The following is a 17,997-nucleotide window of genomic DNA, read 5'->3' as shown; positions in this document are numbered from 1 at the left end:
AGCGCCTCAGCGCACACGCCGTCACGCCCCCGCCGCCGTACCCGCGTCCGCCCCCGCGCGGCCTCCGCGCCACCACGCCCGGCCGCCCGTACAGTGGGCACGTGGCGGCACCGGGCAGCGACATCGAACACGGCTATCCGCACCTGGACATGGTCCGGGCCGCGCTCACCGCGCTCTACCGGCGGCTCTCGCGCGACACGGTGGACACGTTCGGGCTCAGCGTGGTCCCCGGCGATGTCGCCTTCTCCGACCAGGACGACCTCCACCTCGGCGTCCAGCGGGTGGCCCGGGTGATGGTGCAGCACATGCGGCTGCCGGACGCCCGGATGATCGTGAGCTTCCGCGAGATGCGGCACGCGGGGAACGTGGAGCTGGCCGCCGGGCCGGAGTACTTCATCGAGCTGAACTCCCGCTTCAAGACCCACCGCCGCGACATCGGGGCGGCCCTCGCCCACGAGGTCACCCATGTGTATCTGCACCGGCTCGACCTGGCCTTCCCCGGCACCCGCGACAACGAGATCCTCACCGACACCACCGCCGCCTACCTCGGCACCGGCTGGCTGCTGCTCGACGCGTACCGCCAGGACGCGGTGACCAGCCAGAAGCTGGGGTATCTGACGCCGGAGGAGTTCGGCTACGTCCTCGCCAAGCGGGCCCGGCTCTTCGGCGAGGACCCGTCCCCCTGGTTCACCAGCCCGCAGGCGTACGAGGCGTACACCAAGGGGCTGGAGCTGGCGCGGCGCGACGAACGGCAGCCACCGCTCGCGGCAGCGGGCTGGACCGGCCGCCACCGGTACGCCAAGGACCGCCGTTCGGCCCAGTCCGGCCGCCCCTCCCCCACCGGCGGCGACTACGCCTTCGAGGACGGCCCGCCGTTCAGCGTGTCGTTCCCCTGCCCGACCTGCCGTCAGCGCATCCGGCTCCCGGTGCGCGGCAGGCTGCGGGCGCGCTGCGGACTGTGCCGTACGGTCCTGGAGTGCGACACCTGACGGGCCGGAGCGGGACCGGGTCGGCGTTCGAGCGCACTCCACGTCGTACCCTCGCGTGCATGAGCCCCTCCATCGCCACCAACACCCGTGTCGCCCTGGACGAGCTGCTGGAGTTCGTCCGCCCGCGCCACCGCGCCATCCTGATGACCCGCCGGACCGACGGCTCCCCGCAGGCGTCCCCGCTGACCTGCGGCGTCGACGACTCCGGCCGCATCGTCATGTCCACCTACCCCGAGCGCGCCAAGGTCCGCAACGCCAAGCGCGAGTCGTCCGTCAGCCTGATCGTGCTGTCCGACGAGTGGAACGGCCCCTGGGTCCAGATCGACGGCACCGCCGAGGTGATCGACACCCCCGACTCTGTCGAACCGCTGGTCGAGTACTACCGCAACATCGCCGGTGAGCACCCGGACTGGGACGAGTACCGCTCGGCCATGCGCAAGCAGGGCAAGTCGCTGATCCGGGTCACGCCCGACCGCTGGGGCCCGATCGCCACCGGCGGCTTCCCCGCCCGGCTCGTTCAAGACGAGGGCTAGCCCCCGGACGCTCGAACGCCACGCGGCGCCCGCCCCCGGTCGGGATGGGGGGAGGCGCCGCGCGGCCGGTCCGTACGCCGTTGTACGGGCGGAGACCTTGAAGAACCGTCAGACCATGAGGGCCCGGTCGGTGGGGCGGATCGGGGCGGGCAGGGCGCTGGCCCCGGCCAGGTAGCGGTCCACGCCACGGGCCGCGGAGCGGCCCTCGGCGATGGCCCAGACGATCAGCGACTGGCCGCGGCCCGCGTCACCGGCGACGAAGACGCCCGGCACATTGGTCGCGAAGTCGGCGTCGCGCGCGACGTTGCCGCGCTCGTCCAGCTCCAGGCCGAACTGCTCGACGAGGCCGTTCTCCCGGTCGGTGCCGGTGAAGCCCATGGCCAGGGTGACCAGCTGGGCCGGGATCTTCCGCTCGGTGCCCGGCTTCTGCTCCAGCTTGCCGTCCTTGAACTCCACCTCGATCAGGTGCAGCCACTGGACGTTGCCGTCCTCGTCGCCCTCGAAGTGGGTGGTGGAGACGGAGTAGATCCGCTCGCCGCCCTCCTCGTGGGCCGAGGTGACCTTGTAGAGCATCGGGAACGTGGGCCAGGGCTGGCCCTCGCTACGCTCCTCGCCCGGCTTGGGCATGATCTCCAGCTGGGTGACGGAGGCGGCGCCCTGCCGGTGGGCGGTGCCGACGCAGTCGGCGCCGGTGTCACCGCCGCCGATCACCACGACGTGCTTGCCCTCGGCGCTGATGGGGGACGCCGTCAGGTCGCCCTCCTGCACCTTGTTGGCGAGCGGCAGGTACTCCATGGCGAAGTGGATGCCGTTCAGCTCGCGGCCCGGGACCTTCAGGTCGCGGGAGGTGGTGGCACCGGCCGCGATGACGACCGCGTCGTACCGCTTGCGCAGCTTGGCCGCGTCGATGTCGCGCCCGATCTCCGTCTCGGTGCGGAACTTGGTGCCCTCCGCGCGCATCTGCTCGATGCGGCGGTTGATGTGGCGCTTCTCCATCTTGAACTCGGGGATGCCGTAGCGCAGCAGCCCGCCGATGCGGTCGGCGCGCTCGTAGACGGCGACCGTGTGCCCGGCGCGGGTCAGCTGCTGGGCGGCGGCGAGCCCCGCCGGGCCCGAGCCGATGACGGCGACGGTCTTGCCGCTCAGCCGCTCGGGGGGCTGCGGGGTGACGTCGCCCGAGTCCCACGCCTTGTCGATGATGGTGACCTCGACGTTCTTGATGGTCACCGCGGGCTGGTTGATGCCGAGGACGCACGCGGACTCGCACGGAGCGGGGCACAGCCGCCCGGTGAACTCCGGGAAGTTGTTGGTCGCGTGCAGCCGCTCGCTGGCCTCGCGCCAGTCCTCGCGGTAGGCGTAGTCGTTCCACTCGGGGATGAGGTTTCCGAGCGGACAGCCGTTGTGGCAGAACGGGATGCCGCAGTCCATGCACCGGCCGGCCTGCTTGCTGATGATCGGCAGCAGCGAGCCGGGGACGTAGACCTCGTTCCAGTCCTTGACCCGCTCGTCCACCGGACGGGTCTCGGCCACCTCGCGGTCGGTGGTCAGGAAGCCCTTGGGGTCAGCCATTGGTCGCCGCCTCCATCATCTTCTCGTGGGTCTCGGACTCGGAGAGTCCGGCTCGCTCGGCGGCGTCCTTGGCGGCGAGCACGGCCTGGTACGTAGCGGGGATGATCTTGCTGAAGCGGGCCAGGGCGCCGTCCCAGTCGGCGAGCAGCGCGGCCGCGACGGTGGAGCCGGTCTCCTCCTGGTGGCGGCGCACAGCGTCGTGCAGCGCCTGCTTGTCGGTGTCGTCCAGCTCACCGATGGCGTCGAGGAGAGCGCCGTTGACGTTGTCCCGGTCGAGGTCGATGACGTACGCGATGCCACCGGACATCCCGGCCGCGAAGTTGCGCCCGGTCGGGCCGAGGACGATCGCCTGGCCGCCGGTCATGTACTCGCAGCCGTGGTCGCCCACGCCCTCGGAGACCACGGTCGCGCCCGAATTGCGGACGCAGAACCGCTCGCCGACCTTGCCGCGCAGATACATCTCGCCGCCGGTCGCACCGTACGCGAGGGTGTTGCCCGCGATGGTCGAGTACTCGGCGAGGTGGTCGGCGCCCCGGTCCGGGCGGACGACCACGCGGCCGCCGGACAGGCCCTTGCCGACGTAGTCGTTGGCGTCGCCCTCCAGCCGCAGCGTGACGCCGCGGGGCAGGAACGCGCCGAAGGACTGTCCGGCCGAGCCGGTGAAGGTGATGTCGATGGTGTCGTCCGGCAGGCCGGCGCCGCCGAACTTCCGGGTCACCTCGTGGCCGAGCATGGTGCCGACGGTCCGGTTGATGTTGCGGATCGCGACCTGGGCCCGGACCGGCTGGGCGGCCTCGGCGGAGTCGGCGTTCAGCGCGTCGGCCGCGAGCTTGATCAGCTCGTTGTCCAGGGCCTTCGCCAGGCCGTGGTCCTGCTCGATCAGCTGGTGGCGCACGGCGCCGTCCGGCAGCTCGGGGACGTACAGCAGCGGGGCGAGGTCCAGGCCCTGCGCCTTCCAGTGCTGCACGGCCCGGCTGGTGTCCAGCAGCTCGGCGTGGCCGATGGCCTCGTCGAGGGTACGGAAGCCCAGCTCGGCGAGGAGTTCGCGGACCTCCTCGGCGATGAACTGGAAGAAGTTGACCACGTACTCGGCCTGGCCGCTGTAGCGCTCGCGCAGCACCGGGTTCTGGGTGGCGATGCCGACCGGGCAGGTGTCCAGGTGGCACACGCGCATCATGACGCAGCCGGAGACGACCAGCGGCGCGGTCGCGAAGCCGAACTCCTCGGCGCCGAGCAGCGCGGCGATCACCACGTCGCGGCCGGTCTTCAACTGGCCGTCGGTCTGCACGACGATGCGGTCGCGCAACCCGTTGAGCAGCAGCGTCTGCTGGGTCTCGGCGAGGCCCAGCTCCCAGGGGCCGCCCGCGTGCTTGAGCGAGGTGAGCGGCGAGGCGCCGGTGCCGCCGTCGTGGCCGGAGATCAGCACGACGTCGGCGTGCGCCTTGGAGACGCCCGCGGCGACGGTGCCGACGCCGACCTCGGAGACCAGCTTGACGTGAATGCGCGCCTTGGGGTTGGCGTTCTTCAGGTCGTGGATCAGCTGGGCCAGGTCCTCGATGGAGTAGATGTCGTGGTGCGGCGGCGGGGAGATCAGGCCGACGCCGGGCGTCGAGTGCCGGGTCTTGGCCACCCACGGGTACACCTTGTGGCCGGGCAGCTGGCCGCCCTCGCCGGGCTTGGCGCCCTGCGCCATCTTGATCTGGATGTCATCGGAGTTGACCAGGTATTCGCTGGTCACGCCGAAGCGGCCGGAGGCGACCTGCTTGATGGAGGAGCGCCGCGCCGGGTCGTGCAGCCGCTCGGAGTCCTCGCCGCCCTCACCGGTGTTGGACTTGCCGCCCAGCTGGTTCATGGCGATGGCCAGGGTCTCGTGCGCCTCCTGGGAGATGGAGCCGTACGACATGGCGCCGGTCGAGAACCGCTTGACGATGTCCTCGGCCGACTCGACCTCCTCGATCGGGATCGAGGGCCGGTCGCCGTCCTTGAAGGAGAACAGGCCGCGCAGCGTCATCAGCCGCTCGGACTGCTCGTTCACCCGCTCGGTGTACTTCTTGAAGATGTCGTAGCGGCGGGCACGGGTCGAGTGCTGGAGCCGGAAGACGGTCTCCGGGTCGAACAGGTGCGGCTCGCCCTCGCGGCGCCACTGGTACTCGCCGCCGATCTCCAGCGCGCGGTGCGCGGAGGGGATGCCGCTGGCCGGGTACGCCTTGGCGTGCCGGGCGGCGACCTCCTTGGCGACGATGTCCAGGCCCGCGCCGCCGATCTTGGTGGTGGTGCCGTGGAAGTAGGCGTCCACGAAGGACTCGTCCAGGCCGACGGCCTCGAAGACCTGGGCACCGCGGTAGGAGGCCACGGTCGAGATGCCCATCTTGGACATCACCTTCAGGACGCCCTTGCCGAGCGCCTTGATCAGGTTCTTGATCGCGGTCTCGGCCTCCATGCCGGGCAGGAACGTCCCCGCGCGGACCAGGTCCTCGACCGACTCCATCGCCAGGTACGGGTTGACGGCCGCGGCGCCGTAGCCGATGAGCAGCGCGACATGGTGCACCTCGCGCACGTCGCCCGCCTCGACCAGCAGCCCCACCTGGGTGCGCTGCTTGGTGCCGATGAGGTGGTGGTGGACGGCTGAGGTGAGCAGCAGCGAGGGGATCGGCGCGTGCTCGGCGTCCGAGTGCCGGTCGGAGAGCACGATCAGCCGGGCGCCGTCCTCGATGGCGGCGTCGGCCTCGGCGCAGATCTCGGCCAGCCGCGCGGCGAGCGCGTCGCCACCGCCGCCGACCCGGTAGAGACCGGAGAGGTTGGCGGCCTTCAGGCCCGGCATGTCGCCGTCGGCGTTGATGTGGATGAGCTTGGCCAGCTCATCGTTGTCGATCACCGGGAAGGGCAGGGTGACGCTGCGGCAGGAGGCCGCGGTCGGCTCCAGCAGATTGCCCTGCGGGCCCAGCGAGGAGATCAGCGAGGTGACCAGCTCCTCGCGGATCGCGTCCAGCGGCGGGTTGGTGACCTGCGCGAACAGCTGGGTGAAGTAGTCGAACAGCAGCCGCGGCCGCTCGGAGAGGGCGGCGATCGGCGAGTCCGTGCCCATCGAGCCGATCGGCTCGGCACCGGCCTTGGCCATCGGCGCGAGCAGGACCCGCAGCTCCTCCTCGGTGTAGCCGAAGGTCTGCTGGCGGCGGGTGACCGAGGCGTGGGTGTGCACGATGTGCTCGCGCTCGGGCAGGTCCGCCAGGTCGATCAGCCCGGCCTCCAGCCAGTCGCCGTACGGCTGCTCGCCGGCCAGCTCGGCCTTGACCTCGTCGTCCTCGATGATCCGGTGCTCGGCGGTGTCCACCAGGAACATCCGGCCCGGCTGGAGCCGGCCCTTGCGGACCACCTTGGCCGGGTCGATGTCCAGGACGCCGACCTCGGAGGACAGCACGACGAGGCCGTCGTCGGTGACCCAGTAGCGCCCCGGGCGCAGACCGTTGCGGTCCAGCACGGCGCCGACCTGGGTGCCGTCGGTGAAGGTGACGCAGGCCGGGCCGTCCCAGGGCTCCATCATCGTGGAGTGGTACTGGTAGAAGGCGCGCCGGGCCGGGTCCATCGAGGGGTGGTTCTCCCACGCCTCGGGGACCATCATCAGCACCGAGTGCGGCAGCGAACGGCCGCCGAGGTGCAGCAGCTCCAGCACCTCGTCGAAGGTCGCCGAGTCGGAGGCGTCCGGGGTGCAGAGCGGGAAGATCCGGTCCAGGCCCTTGTCCCCGAACAGGTCGCTGACCAGCTGGGACTCCCGGGCCCGCATCCAGTTCCGGTTGCCCTGGACCGTGTTGATCTCGCCGTTGTGGGCGACGAAGCGGTACGGGTGGGCCAGCGGCCAGCTCGGGAAGGTGTTCGTGGAGAACCGGGAGTGGACCAGCGCGATGGCCGTGGCGAAACGGCGGTCGGACAGGTCCGGGAAGAACGGCTCCAGCTGACCGGTGGTCAGCATGCCCTTGTACACCACGGTGCGGGAGGACAGCGAAGGGAAGTAGACGTCCGCCTCGCGCTCGGCGCGCTTGCGCAGCACGAACGCCTTGCGGTCCAGGGCCAGCCCGCTGCTGGTGCCGTCAGCGACGAACAGCTGGCGGAAGGCGGGCATGGTGGTGCGCGCGCCGTTGCCCAGCAGCTCGGGCGCGACCGGCACCTCGCGCCAGCCGAGGACGGTCAGCTCCTCCTCGGCGGCGATCCGCTCGATGTGCTCCGCGGCCGCGTCGTCCTGCCCCTCGGGGAGGAACGCGATGCCCACGGCGTACGAACCGGCCTCGGGAAGGTCGAAGCCGGTCACGTCCCGCAGGAAGGCGTCCGGGACCTGTACGAGGATGCCCGCGCCGTCACCCGAATCGGGCTCCGAGCCGGTGGCTCCGCGGTGCTCCAGGTTCCGTAGCACGGTGAGAGCCTGCTCAACGAGCTCGTGGCTGGCCTCGCCGGTGAGGGTCGCCACAAAGCCGACGCCACAGGCGTCGTGCTCATTGCGCGGGTCGTACATCCCTTGGCGGGCGGGGTGGGATGCGGAACGCATCGGCTCTCCCGTCGTCGTCATGGCATTTTGGGTGTGCCGAGGGACGACGTTGGCCCTCCGCGAGAATTTCGTGCAGGTTACATGATGAGTCGGTTCTCGGGAAGTGGATATTCCGTTTCACCATGCGGACACCCCGCACGGGGTGAGGTTGGGCGATGGGGACCTGTATGACCACGATCGCCCCGGCGCGAGACGGGCCACACTGCCCGAGCGCTTCGGCTTTATGCCCGCTGGTAAAGGGATCGAAACCGTCGAGTAACAGAGTAATGACGCGGTTACTCGCGGGAGAGGCGTCCGCGGAGAGCCCCGCGGCAGGGTCAGCCTACGGCCGTACCGAAGAAGAGGCCCAGGGCATACGTCACGCCCGCCGCCGCCCCGCCCAGCGCGAGCTGCCTCAGCCCGCTGAACCACCACGACCGGGCCGTCACCCGGGCCACCACCGCACCGCAGCCGAACAGCCCGACCAGCGCCAGCAGCACAGCGGGCCACAGCGCCACCGCGCCCAGCAGATACGGCAGCACCGGCAGCAGCGCGCCCAGCGCGAACGAACCGAACGAGGACACCGCGGCGACCAGCGGCGACGGCAGATCGTCCGGGTCCACGCCCAGCTCCTCGCGGGCGTGTATCTCCAGCGCCTGCTCCGGGTCCTTCGACAGCTGCGCGGCCACCTCGCGGGCCAGCTCCGGCTTCACGCCGCGCGACTCGTACAGCGCCGCCAGCTCCGCCATCTCGTCCGCCGGATGCTTGCGCAGCTCACGCCGCTCGACCTCCAGCTCGGCCTCGACCAGCTCGCGCTGGGAGGCGACGGAGGTGTACTCACCGGCCGCCATCGAGAACGCACCGGCGGCAAGCCCCGCCAGCCCGGTGATCACGATGGTCTGCCGGTCCACGGCCCCGCCCGCGACACCGGTCATCAGCGCCAGGTTGGAGACCAGCCCGTCCATGGCTCCGAAGACGGCCGGGCGCAGCCAGCCGCCGTTCACATCGCGGTGGGTGTGGTTGTCGCGGTGGGCGACGTGCGGTGAGTCGATCGTGTCGATGACGGACATGTGCTGACGTGCTCCCTTCGCGGGCGCGGACCTGCCGCCCGCACCCCAATAGCTCGAAGGTAGACACGCGAACCCCCCTCCCGCCAGCAAGGAAGGCCGAACTTACCGCCCTGACCTGCGGAAACGCAAAAAGGCCGCCGGAACTCGCTGGTTCCGGCGGCCTTGTGGGGCGCGTGTGTCAGGGCTTCTCGGTGGCCTTCGCCTCGGCCGGAGCCCCCGCGACTTCCTTGCTCTCGGCCGCGCTCTCGGCCGCGGCCTCCTTCGCGGTCCCGGCCTCGGTCGCGCTCTCAGCCTCGGCCTGAGTCTCGGTCCCGCTCCCGGTCTCGGCCGCGCCGTCTTCCAGCGCCGCGGGTTCGACGACCTCTTCCCGGCCCGGGGACCTCTTCGCGGAGACCACCAGGTACACCACCGCCGCCAGGAAGACGACGATCGCCGTCCAGTCGTTGAGCCGCACGCCCAGGATGCGGTGGGCCTCGTCCACCCGCAGGGCCTCGACCCAGCCGCGGCCCGGGGTGTACGCGGCCACATAGAGGGCGAACGCCCGGCCATGCCCCAGCGTGAAGCGGCGGTCCGCCCAGATCACCAGCAGCGCCACGCCGACGCACCACAGCGACTCGTACAGGAACGTCGGGTGGTACGTACCGGCGACGCGCCCGGTGGCCGGGTCGGCGTCGATCTTCAGCGCCCACGGCAGGGTGGTCGCCTTGCCGTACAGCTCCTGGTTGAACCAGTTGCCCCAGCGGCCGATCGCCTGGGCGAAGGCGATCCCGGGAGCGATGGCGTCCGCGTACGCCGGGAGCGGGATCCCCCGGCGACGGCAGCCGATCCAGGCGCCCAGCGCGCCCAGCGCCACGGCCCCCCAGATGCCCAGGCCGCCCTGCCAGATCTTGAAGGCGTCGACCCAGTCCTTGCCGTCCGTGAAGTACAGCTGGTAGTCGGTGATGACGTGGTAGAGCCGCCCTCCGACCAGGCCGAAGGGCACCGCCCACACGGCGATGTCGGCAACGGTGCCGACCTGGCCGCCGCGGGCGACCCAGCGCCGCCCACCGAGCCAGACGGCAACGAAGACGCCGATGATGATGCAGAACGCGTAGCCGCGCAGCGGGATCGGACCGAGGTAGATCACACCGGACGACGGGCTGGGAATGTAAGCGAGTTCCATGACAGGGTCGACGCTACCGTGCCGGGCGGCCAATGCGGCAACCTGCCCGGCACAACGTGTGGATAACGGGTCTCAGCCCCGCGCCGCCGCGGCGACCATCCGCTTCAGCTTGTTGGGCGACAGCGGGTTCTTCGGACCGTAAATCGACTTCCCGTCGAGCAGCACGGTCGGGGTCGAGGGGAAACCGGAACGGTTGAAGTCGGCGTGCGACTTCCTGACCCAGCCGTCGTGGCGGCCGTTCTCGACGCACTTGCGGAACGGCGCGGTGTTCAGCCCGGGGACCTTGTCCGCCAGCCGGATCAGCCGCGCGTTCTTCGCGTACGCGTCCTGCGTCTCCTCCGGCTGGTTCCGGTACAGCACATCGTGGTACGCCCGGAACTTCCCCGCGTCCTGGGCGCAGGCGGCCGCGTTCGCCGCGCGCACCGAGCCGGTGCCGCCCAGGTTGCCGTCGATGATGGCGACCAGGTGGTACTCCACCCGCATCCGGCCGCGGTCCGCCAGCTGGTTCACGGTCTTGTGGAAGACGTCCTCGAACTGCTTGCAGCCCGGGCAGCGGAAGTCCTCGTACACGGTCAGCGTGGCCGGGGCGCCGCGCTTCCCGACCGGAACGACCAGGTCACCCTTGCCGATCGCGCCGCGCGGCGGCTCGGTGGAGCTGCCCGACTTCCCCGAGTCCTGATTCGCCTTGGTCGCGAACACGCCCACACCGCCGGCCACCGCGAGGACGGCGACCACCGCCCCGACCATGCCGAGCGTCCGCTTCCGCTTGCCGCGCGCCCTGTCCTTCTCGCGCTGTTCCCGCAGTCGCTCCCGGGCGCTGCGCTTTCCCTCACGGTTTTTCTGGCTCACGCCCTCGCCTAACGAGGCGGAGGGGCACCGCTCGGCCCCTCCGCCCCGTATTCCCTCGAACGAGGGACTAGCGAGCGCCCTTGATGCCCTCCGCCAGCTCGCCCGCGAGCCGGCGCACGCCCTCCAGCCCGGCCTCCGGGCTCTCGGCGTCCAGCAGCCGCTTCACAAAGGCCGAGCCCACGATGACCCCGTCAGCGAAGTGGGCGACCTCGGCCGCCTGCGCGGCGTTCGACACCCCGAGCCCCACGCATACCGGCAACGCGGTGGTCGCACGGGTGCGCGTGACCAGCTCGCGCGCCTCCTGTCCTACCGATTCCCTCGTTCCGGTGACGCCCATCAGGGACGCGGCGTAGACGAAGCCGCTGCCCGCCGCCGTGATCTTCGCCAGCCGCTCGTCGCGGCTGCTCGGCGCGACCACGAACACCGTCGCCAGCCCGTGCTGCTCGGCGGCCTTCCGCCACACCTCGGACTCCTCGACCGGCAGATCCGGCAGGATGCATCCGGCGCCGCCCACCGCGGCCAGCTCCGCGGCGAACCGCTCGACGCCGTAGCGGTCGACGGGGTTCCAGTAGGTCATGCACAGGATCGGCGCGCCGGTCGCCGCGTGCACGTCCCCCACGGTCCGGATCACGTCGCGGATCTTCACCCCGCCCCGCAGGGCGATGTCGTCCGCGGTCTGGATCACCGGCCCGTCCAGCACCGGGTCGCTGTGCGGCAGCCCGACCTCGACCACGTCGCAGCCGCCCTCGATCATGGCGGTCATCGCCGCCACTCCCCCGTCGACCGACGGGAAACCGGCGGGCAGATAGCCGACGAGCGCCGCGCGCCCCTCGTCCTTCGCGGTGGCCAGGACGGACCCCAGCAGCTCCAGGTTCCCGGCCATCACTTGGCTCCCTCGTCGTACAGCCCGAAATACCGCGCCGCGGTGTCCATGTCCTTGTCGCCCCGCCCGGACAGGTTGACGACGATGACCGCGTCCTCGCCCAGCTCCCGCCCGAGGTCCAGCGCCCCGGCCAGCGCGTGCGCGCTCTCGATCGCCGGGATGATGCCCTCGCTCTGCGACAGCAGCCGCAGCGCCTGCATCGCCTGGTCGTCGGTGACGGCCCGGTACTCGGCCCGTCCGACGTCCTTCAGGTACGCGTGCTCGGGCCCGACCCCGGGGTAGTCGAGACCGGCCGAGATCGAGTACGGCTCGGTGATCTGCCCGTCCTCGTCCTGGAGGACGTAACTGCGCGACCCGTGCAGGATGCCGGGCTCCCCCAGGCTGAGCGTCGCGGCGTGCTCACCGGAGTCCACGCCGTGCCCCGCGGGTTCGAAGCCCACGATCCGCACGCTCTCGTCGGGCAGGAACGCGTGGAACAGCCCGATCGCGTTCGACCCGCCGCCCACGCACGCCGCCACCGCGTCCGGCAGCCGCCCGGTCCGCTCCAGGATCTGCCGCCGCGCCTCCACGCCGATCACCCGGTGGAAGTCCCGCACCAGCGCCGGGAACGGATGCGGTCCGGCGACCGTGCCGAACAGGTAGTGCGTACGGTCCACGTTGGCGACCCAGTCGCGGAACGCCTCGTTGATCGCGTCCTTCAGCGTCCTGCTGCCGGACTTCACGGAGACGACCTCGGCGCCCAGCATCCGCATCCGCGCCACGTTGAGCGCCTGCCGCTGGGTGTCGACCTCGCCCATGTAGATCGTGCACTCGAGACCGAACAGGGCGCACGCCGTCGCCGTCGCGACCCCGTGCTGACCTGCGCCGGTCTCGGCGATGACCCGGGTCTTGCCCATGCGCTTGGTGAGCAGGGCCTGACCCAGCACGTTGTTGATCTTGTGCGATCCGGTGTGGTTCAGGTCCTCGCGCTTGAGGAAGATCCGCGCACCCCCGGCGTGCTCGGCGAACCGCGGCACCTCGGTCAGGGCGCTCGGCCGCCCCGTGTAGTTGACCAGCAGATCCTCCAGTTCGGCGGCGAACGCGGGATCGGCCTTGGCCTTGTCGTACTCGGCGGCGACCTCGTCGACCGCGGCGACCAGCGCCTCGGGGATGAACTTGCCGCCGAACGCACCGAAATACCCCTCGGCGCTGGGGACCCGGCCCTCGGGGTCCGGAATGAAGAAATCAGAGGACATCAGACGTACTCCGCGAAGTGGTGAGAGACGGAAAACGGCGCCACCGGCCGACGGCCGACGACGAGAAGGGAGAGGACGGGGTCACAGAGGGGGTGCTGAACGTGCCGTCAGCAGGCCCGGCGACGCCTCGTCCTCAACGCCATCGGCGCCCGTTGACCTGCCCCGGCTCGCATCCGATGTGATAGCGCACGCGACGCCCCCGCACCCGCCGGGCGGGTGCGCGGCAGCCCCGGGGGCGGCACCCCCGCGCCAGGCGCGCGTACACGTCCATGATCCGCTCAGTCCCGCCCGTGCCGCAGCGCCGGGTGCGCACCGGCCGCCACCAGATCGGCGACCGCGCCCTTCGGGTCGCGCCCCGTCACCAGGGATTCCCCGACGAGCACCGCGTCCGCGCCGTCGTTCGCGTAGGCGATCAGGTCGTGCGGTCCGCGCACACCCGACTCCGCGATCTTGACGATGTGGTCCGGGATCTCCGGCGCGACCCGCGCGAAGTTCCCCCGGTCCACCTCGAGCGTCTTCAGGTTCCGCGCGTTGACGCCGATCAGCCGCGCCCCGGCGGCCACGGCCCGCTCGACCTCTTCCTCGTCGTGCACCTCGACCAGCGGGGTCAGCCCGATCGACTCGGCCCGCTCGATCAGCGAGACCAGCGCCTCCTGCGGCAGCGCGGCCACGATCAGCAGCACCACGTCGGCGCCGTACGCCCGCGCCTCCCACAGCTGGTAGGAGGTGACGATGAAGTCCTTCCGCAGCACCGGGATGTCGACCTTGGCCCGGACGGCCTCCAGGTCGGCCAGCGATCCGCCGAAGCGCCGCTGCTCGGTGAGCACGCTGATGAGCGCCGCGCCGCCCGCCTCGTAGTCGGCGGCGAGCGCGGCCGGGTCGGCGATCGCGGCGAGCGCGCCCTTGGACGGGCTGGACCGCTTGACCTCGCAGATCACCTTGACGCTGTCGCCCTTGAGCGCAGCCACGCCGTCCTTCGCCGGCTGGGCCTTGGCCGCCCGCTCCTTGAGCTCGTCGAGGGTGACGCGCGCCTGCCGCTCCGCGAGGTCGGCACGGACACCGTCGATGATCTCGTCGAGCACACTCACGCGAGCGGCCCCCTTCCGGGACGGGGATGGAGCTTCTGGTCGAATGCGATGGTAGCTGTCAAAGGACCGAGGTCCCGCATCCGGTTGACGCCGCGTCCCACCAAGTGGTCGTACACATCGTCATCTACAACAACGGTCAGGGTGCCAGTAGTCCCCCGAAGGGGAAATTCCGGACCAGCGTGAAGGCGAGGACGGCGCCGCCGATCGCCCAGGCGTGCCACGGTTGCCATGCCCATGTGCCCCGGCGGCGGCGCCATCCGAGCGCGGTTGCGCACCACACCGCCCACCCCGCGCAGAACACGCCCGCGCACACCACGACCAGCGCGTTGTCCCCCAGGGCCCGCAGCAGCTCGCCGTGCGCCACGGCGTACGCGCTGCGCAGCCCGCCGCACCCGGGGCAGTACAGCCCGGTCAGCCGGAACAGCGGGCAGACCGGGTAGTGGCCGGGCTGATGGGGATCGACGGCGCCGACGTAACCGAACGCGGCGACGACGGCGGCGAGCACCCCGAACGGGGCGAGGAGTCGGCGGGCCGCAGCCGCGGGAGACGGGACCACATGCCGAGTCTCCCCGGGAAACCACGAAGGCGCAGCTCAGGACCGTGCCCACGGACCCGTACGGATCATCGGGCAGGCGGCCCCGCGCCGCGCCTCGGCTGCTTCAGCCACTCACTCCTGGGGCTGCACCTGCTTCTCGCCCACCATCCGCAGCGGCTTGGCCTTCGGGGCGCCGAGCCCGGCCGCGCGCATGGCCATCGTGACGACACCGCCGAGGAGAGCGATGACGATGCCCGCCCAGAAGCCGAGCGGGTTCGCCAGCACGGTGAACGCACCGGCGACGCAGCAGCCGATGAAGACGATGGTGACACCGGTCCAGGCGGCCGGGGTGTGCCCGTGGGCGTTGGACATGAATTCTCCTCGTAGCTCTACACAGCGCCTGGTGCGGGCGCGCGGGGCGAAGCTCCCAGGCCATTGTCCCCGATGCCGGATGCGCCCTTGAGCGGGGGTGGCCACCCTCACCGCGAGAGGGTCGGGTCCTCCCCGCGGTCCAGGGCCTTCCACAGCTCCTCGGGCCGGTCCGGGTCTGCCGCCGCGGCGGCGGCACGGCGCCGGGCGGCGCCCCGGCCCTCCGCTCCGGCCCGCTCGTACCGCCCGGACATGGCGGGCCAGTGGCGCCCGTACGCCAGCGCCAGCACGCCCGCGAGCAGCAGCAGCACACCGCCCGCCAGGGCGACCCATGGCCAGGGCGTGTACGTCACGTCGTGGATGGCACTGCCCGCCACGCCGGTCACCTTGGACGCCTTCTCCTTGAGCGCCGCCTTGTCGGAGGCCCCCATCGCGGCACTGATGACGATGCCGGTGCCGCTGAGGGCGAGGAGGAGGGAGACGACGATGCGGCCGACGCGGCGTACGGCGAACACGGCCACGAGCGCGGCGAGACCGACGACGGCGAGGGCACCGGGCAGCCCGGTGATGTCGTCACCGTTGGCGCTCTGCGACAGGGAGCCCTGCGCGACGCTGGCCGTGCCCTCGGCCCACTTGCGGCTGGTGGCGAGCAGGACGAGCGCCGCGCCGAGCGCACCGCACAGCAGCGCGACGGCGAGGCTGCCGCGCGCCGCTCGGCGGCCGCGCACGGCGGAGACGGAGGGCTCGTTCTCGGCCCGGGGCGGGGGTACGGCTGCTGCACTCACGCCTACCACTATCCCCCACGCCCACCCGGCCCCCACCCGTGGGCTGCGATGCGGGCTCGTGGGGCGCGTAGCCCGCCCGCTCGCGGACGCGAGGCCCGCCCGTCGGCGGGCCCCACGCGGCGGAGCAGCACATCGGCAGGGGCGAGGGAACAGCCCCTCGGCCCCGCCCGGCGGCGAACACGGGTGCGGCGCCTCCGGGGCAGGCCCCAAACCCACCCCCGGCCAGGGCCTGAGGCCCGAGGCGGACTCCTGTCCCCGGCCCGGCCGACGTTGGCCCGGAGCACGAAGCCGAGCCCCCAAACCCAGCCCGGCCGGCGCCCGAGGCCCGGGGCACGGGGCAGCGCCCCGGATCGGGAAGGGGCGGGGTGGGGAACAAACCCCCTCCGGGCCTGCCCCGCGTGCTACCCCCGGCGGGAGGTCAGGCGGTTGGCTGCGTGGACCGCTCGTAGCACCGCCGCCGCCTTGTTGCGGCATTCCGCGTCCTCCGCCGTCGGATCGGAGTCGGCGACGACACCGGCGCCCGCCTGGACGTAGGCCGTGCCCTCGCGCAGCAGCGCGGTGCGGATGGCGATGGCCGTGTCGGAGTCGCCCGCGAAGTCGAGGTAACCGACGCAGCCGCCGTACAGCCCGCGGCGGCTCGGCTCCAGCTCCTCGATGATCTGCATCGCACGCGGCTTGGGGGCACCGGAGAGGGTGCCCGCCGGGAAGCAGGCGGTGAGGACGTCGAACGCGGTGCGCCCCTCCGCCAGCTCACCGGTGACCGTGGAGACGATGTGCATGACATGGCTGTAGCGCTCGACCGACATGAAGTCGACCACCTCGACGCTGCCGGGCTCGCAGACCCGCCCCAGGTCGTTGCGGCCGAGATCGACGAGCATCAGGTGCTCGGCCCGCTCCTTGGGGTCGGCCATCAGCTCCTCGGCGAGGGCGGCGTCCTCCTGCGGGGTGGCGCCACGGGGCCGGGTGCCCGCGATGGGGTGCAGCATGGCGCTGCCGTCCTCGACCTTGACCAGTGCCTCGGGGCTGGAGCCCACCACGTCGAAGCCGTCGAAGCGGAAGAGGTACATATAGGGGCTGGGGTTGGTGGCCCGCAGGACCCGGTAGACGTCGAGGGCGCTGGCCGAGCAGGGCGTCTCGAAGCGCTGCGAGGGGACGACCTGGAACGCCTCGCCCGCGCGGATGCGCTCCTTGATGTCGTCCACGGCCGTCATGAAGTCCGCGCCGCCCCACAGCGCGGTGTACTCGGGCACCTCGGACGGCGGCAGGGCCGTGGGGTCGGTGGGGACGGGTCGTACGAGGTCGGCGGCCATCGCGTCGAGCCGGGCCACGGCGTCCGCGTACGCCTCGTCCACACCGGTGTCGAGGTCGTTGTGGTTGATCGCATTGGCGATCAGCAGCACGGTGCCGTCCCAGTGGTCGAGGACGGCGAGGTCGGAGGTGAGCAGCATGGTCAGCTCGGGGAGCCGCAGATCGTCGCGCCCGTGCTCGCCGATCTTCTCCAGGCGGCGGACGACGTCGTAGCCGAGGTAGCCGACCATGCCGCCGGTGAAGGGCGGCAGATGGACGAGTCCGCCCAGGTCACGCGGGGTGTGCAGGGTTTCGACCGTGGCGCGCAGGGCGGCCAGCGGGTCGCCCTCGGTGGGGACGCCGACGGGCGGGGTGCCCAGCCAGTGGGTGCGGCCGTCGCGCTCGGTGAGGGTGGCGGCGCTGCGGACGCCGACGAAGGAGTAGCGGGACCAGGAGCGGCCGTTCTCGGCGGACTCGAGCAGAAAGGTGCCGGGGCGCTCGGCGGCGAGTTTGCGGTAGAGGCCCACCGGGGTGTCGCCGTCCGCGAGCAGCTTGCGGGTGACGGGGATGACACGGCGGTCGGCCGCCAGCTTGCGGAAGGTCTCGAGGTCCATCGTGGCAGCGTCCTGGGTCATGGCGGGGAGCCTAGTGGGCGATCTTGGGTCCGGAGGGCCGGGCGCTACTCGCCCAGCGGGAGGACGTCCGCGTCGAAGCAGGTGCGGTCGCCGGTGTGGCAGGCGGCGCCGACCTGGTCGACCCGTACGAGCACGGTGTCGCCGTCGCAGTCGAGCGCGACGGACTTGACCAGCTGGATGTGGCCGGAGGTGTCGCCCTTGACCCAGTACTCGCGGCGGCTGCGGCTCCAGTAGGTGCAGCGGCCGGTGGTGAGGGTGCGGTGCAGCGCCTCGTCGTCCATCCAGCCGAGCATCAGCACCTCACCGGTGTCGTACTGCTGGGCGATGGCGGGGACGAGGCCGTCGGCGCCGCGCTTGAGGCGGGCGGCGATGGCCGGGTCGAGGGCGGAGGGACGATCGGAGCCGGTCATGCGACCATTCTGCACGTCCGGACGGGTGCTCCGCGGTCCGATATCGGCGGTCGCGGCCGTCCGCGGTCTCGACTGCCAAGAC

The 17,997-nt window shown here is 71.7% G+C and carries 16 protein-coding genes; 2 read left to right on the top strand and 14 right to left on the bottom strand.

The features are described from left to right. Positions 1-101: 101 nt before the first annotated feature. Both ACH4TL_RS27500 and ACH4TL_RS27495 read left to right on the top strand, forming a co-directional pair. On the top strand, positions 102-989 hold the full coding sequence (locus ACH4TL_RS27500; RefSeq protein ID WP_398319844.1) for a hypothetical protein: 888 nt from the start codon (positions 102-104) through the stop codon (positions 987-989). Between the two features lie 59 nt (positions 990-1,048). Next, positions 1,049-1,522, top strand: coding sequence for a PPOX class F420-dependent oxidoreductase (locus ACH4TL_RS27495; RefSeq protein ID WP_398319847.1), 474 nt, complete (start codon positions 1,049-1,051; stop codon positions 1,520-1,522). 108 nt (positions 1,523-1,630) lie between these two features. Here ACH4TL_RS27495 and ACH4TL_RS27490 read toward each other — a convergent pair whose 3' ends face one another. The 14 genes from ACH4TL_RS27490 to hisI all read right to left on the bottom strand — a co-directional run bounded on the left by ACH4TL_RS27490 (position 1,631) and on the right by hisI (position 17,915). Beyond that, the gene (locus tag ACH4TL_RS27490; RefSeq protein ID WP_398319850.1) at positions 1,631-3,091 is read right to left on the bottom strand and encodes a glutamate synthase subunit beta; all 1,461 of its coding nucleotides are present in this window, start codon (positions 3,089-3,091) and stop codon (positions 1,631-1,633) included. After that, positions 3,084-7,628 (bottom strand): glutamate synthase large subunit, encoded by a 4,545-nt coding sequence (gene gltB / locus ACH4TL_RS27485; protein ID WP_398319853.1) that lies wholly within the window; start codon positions 7,626-7,628, stop codon positions 3,084-3,086. Before gltB ends, ACH4TL_RS27490 begins: the two co-directional genes overlap by 8 nt. A 317-nt stretch (positions 7,629-7,945) precedes the next feature. After that, complete coding sequence (locus ACH4TL_RS27480) at positions 7,946-8,677, bottom strand: VIT1/CCC1 transporter family protein (protein WP_398319856.1); 732 nt, start codon at positions 8,675-8,677, stop codon at positions 7,946-7,948. A gap of 178 nt (positions 8,678-8,855) precedes the next feature. Beyond that, a complete protein-coding gene (lgt, locus tag ACH4TL_RS27475; RefSeq protein ID WP_398319859.1) occupies positions 8,856-9,839 on the bottom strand; it encodes a prolipoprotein diacylglyceryl transferase in 984 nt (327 codons plus the stop codon). A gap of 72 nt (positions 9,840-9,911) precedes the next feature. Next, entirely contained in the window at positions 9,912-10,688 is a 777-nt protein-coding gene (locus ACH4TL_RS27470; RefSeq protein ID WP_398319862.1) for a DsbA family protein, read from the bottom strand. 67 nt (positions 10,689-10,755) lie between these two features. Further along, positions 10,756-11,571 carry a tryptophan synthase subunit alpha gene (trpA, locus tag ACH4TL_RS27465; RefSeq protein ID WP_398319865.1) on the bottom strand — a complete coding sequence of 272 codons (816 nt, stop codon included), beginning with the start codon at positions 11,569-11,571 and terminating at the stop codon, positions 10,756-10,758. Continuing rightward, positions 11,571-12,806, bottom strand: coding sequence for a tryptophan synthase subunit beta (gene trpB, locus ACH4TL_RS27460; protein ID WP_398319868.1), 1,236 nt, complete (start codon positions 12,804-12,806; stop codon positions 11,571-11,573). The genes trpA and trpB overlap by 1 nt, the downstream gene beginning before the upstream one ends. A gap of 133 nt (positions 12,807-12,939) precedes the next feature. Beyond that, complete coding sequence (trpM, locus tag ACH4TL_RS27455) at positions 12,940-13,077, bottom strand: tryptophan biosynthesis modulator TrpM (RefSeq protein WP_398300732.1); 138 nt, start codon at positions 13,075-13,077, stop codon at positions 12,940-12,942. Between the two features lie 7 nt (positions 13,078-13,084). Continuing rightward, positions 13,085-13,894, bottom strand: a complete 810-nt coding sequence (gene trpC / locus ACH4TL_RS27450; protein ID WP_398319871.1) for an indole-3-glycerol phosphate synthase TrpC — start codon at positions 13,892-13,894, stop codon at positions 13,085-13,087. 136 nt (positions 13,895-14,030) lie between these two features. Further along, entirely contained in the window at positions 14,031-14,450 is a 420-nt protein-coding gene (locus tag ACH4TL_RS27445; RefSeq protein WP_398319874.1) for a DUF2752 domain-containing protein, read from the bottom strand. A 111-nt stretch (positions 14,451-14,561) separates the two neighbouring features. Then, a complete protein-coding gene (locus ACH4TL_RS27440; RefSeq protein ID WP_398319877.1) occupies positions 14,562-14,801 on the bottom strand; it encodes an HGxxPAAW family protein in 240 nt (79 codons plus the stop codon). Positions 14,802-14,908: 107 nt separating this feature from the next. Beyond that, complete coding sequence (locus ACH4TL_RS27435; RefSeq protein ID WP_398319880.1) at positions 14,909-15,583, bottom strand: TIGR02234 family membrane protein; 675 nt, start codon at positions 15,581-15,583, stop codon at positions 14,909-14,911. A gap of 401 nt (positions 15,584-15,984) precedes the next feature. Then, positions 15,985-17,505, bottom strand: a complete 1,521-nt coding sequence (locus ACH4TL_RS27430; protein ID WP_398319883.1) for an anthranilate synthase component I — start codon at positions 17,503-17,505, stop codon at positions 15,985-15,987. 44 nt (positions 17,506-17,549) lie between these two features. Beyond that, a complete protein-coding gene (gene hisI, locus ACH4TL_RS27425) occupies positions 17,550-17,915 on the bottom strand; it encodes a phosphoribosyl-AMP cyclohydrolase (protein ID WP_398319886.1) in 366 nt (121 codons plus the stop codon). Between the last annotated feature and the right edge of the window lie 82 nt (positions 17,916-17,997).

It is taken from the genome of Streptomyces sp. NPDC021115, assembly GCF_044333065.1.
Taxonomy (GTDB): domain Bacteria; phylum Actinomycetota; class Actinomycetes; order Streptomycetales; family Streptomycetaceae; genus Streptomyces.
The sequence above is the reverse complement of the archived record's forward strand: the minus strand, read 5'-3'. Positions and strand labels throughout refer to the sequence as shown.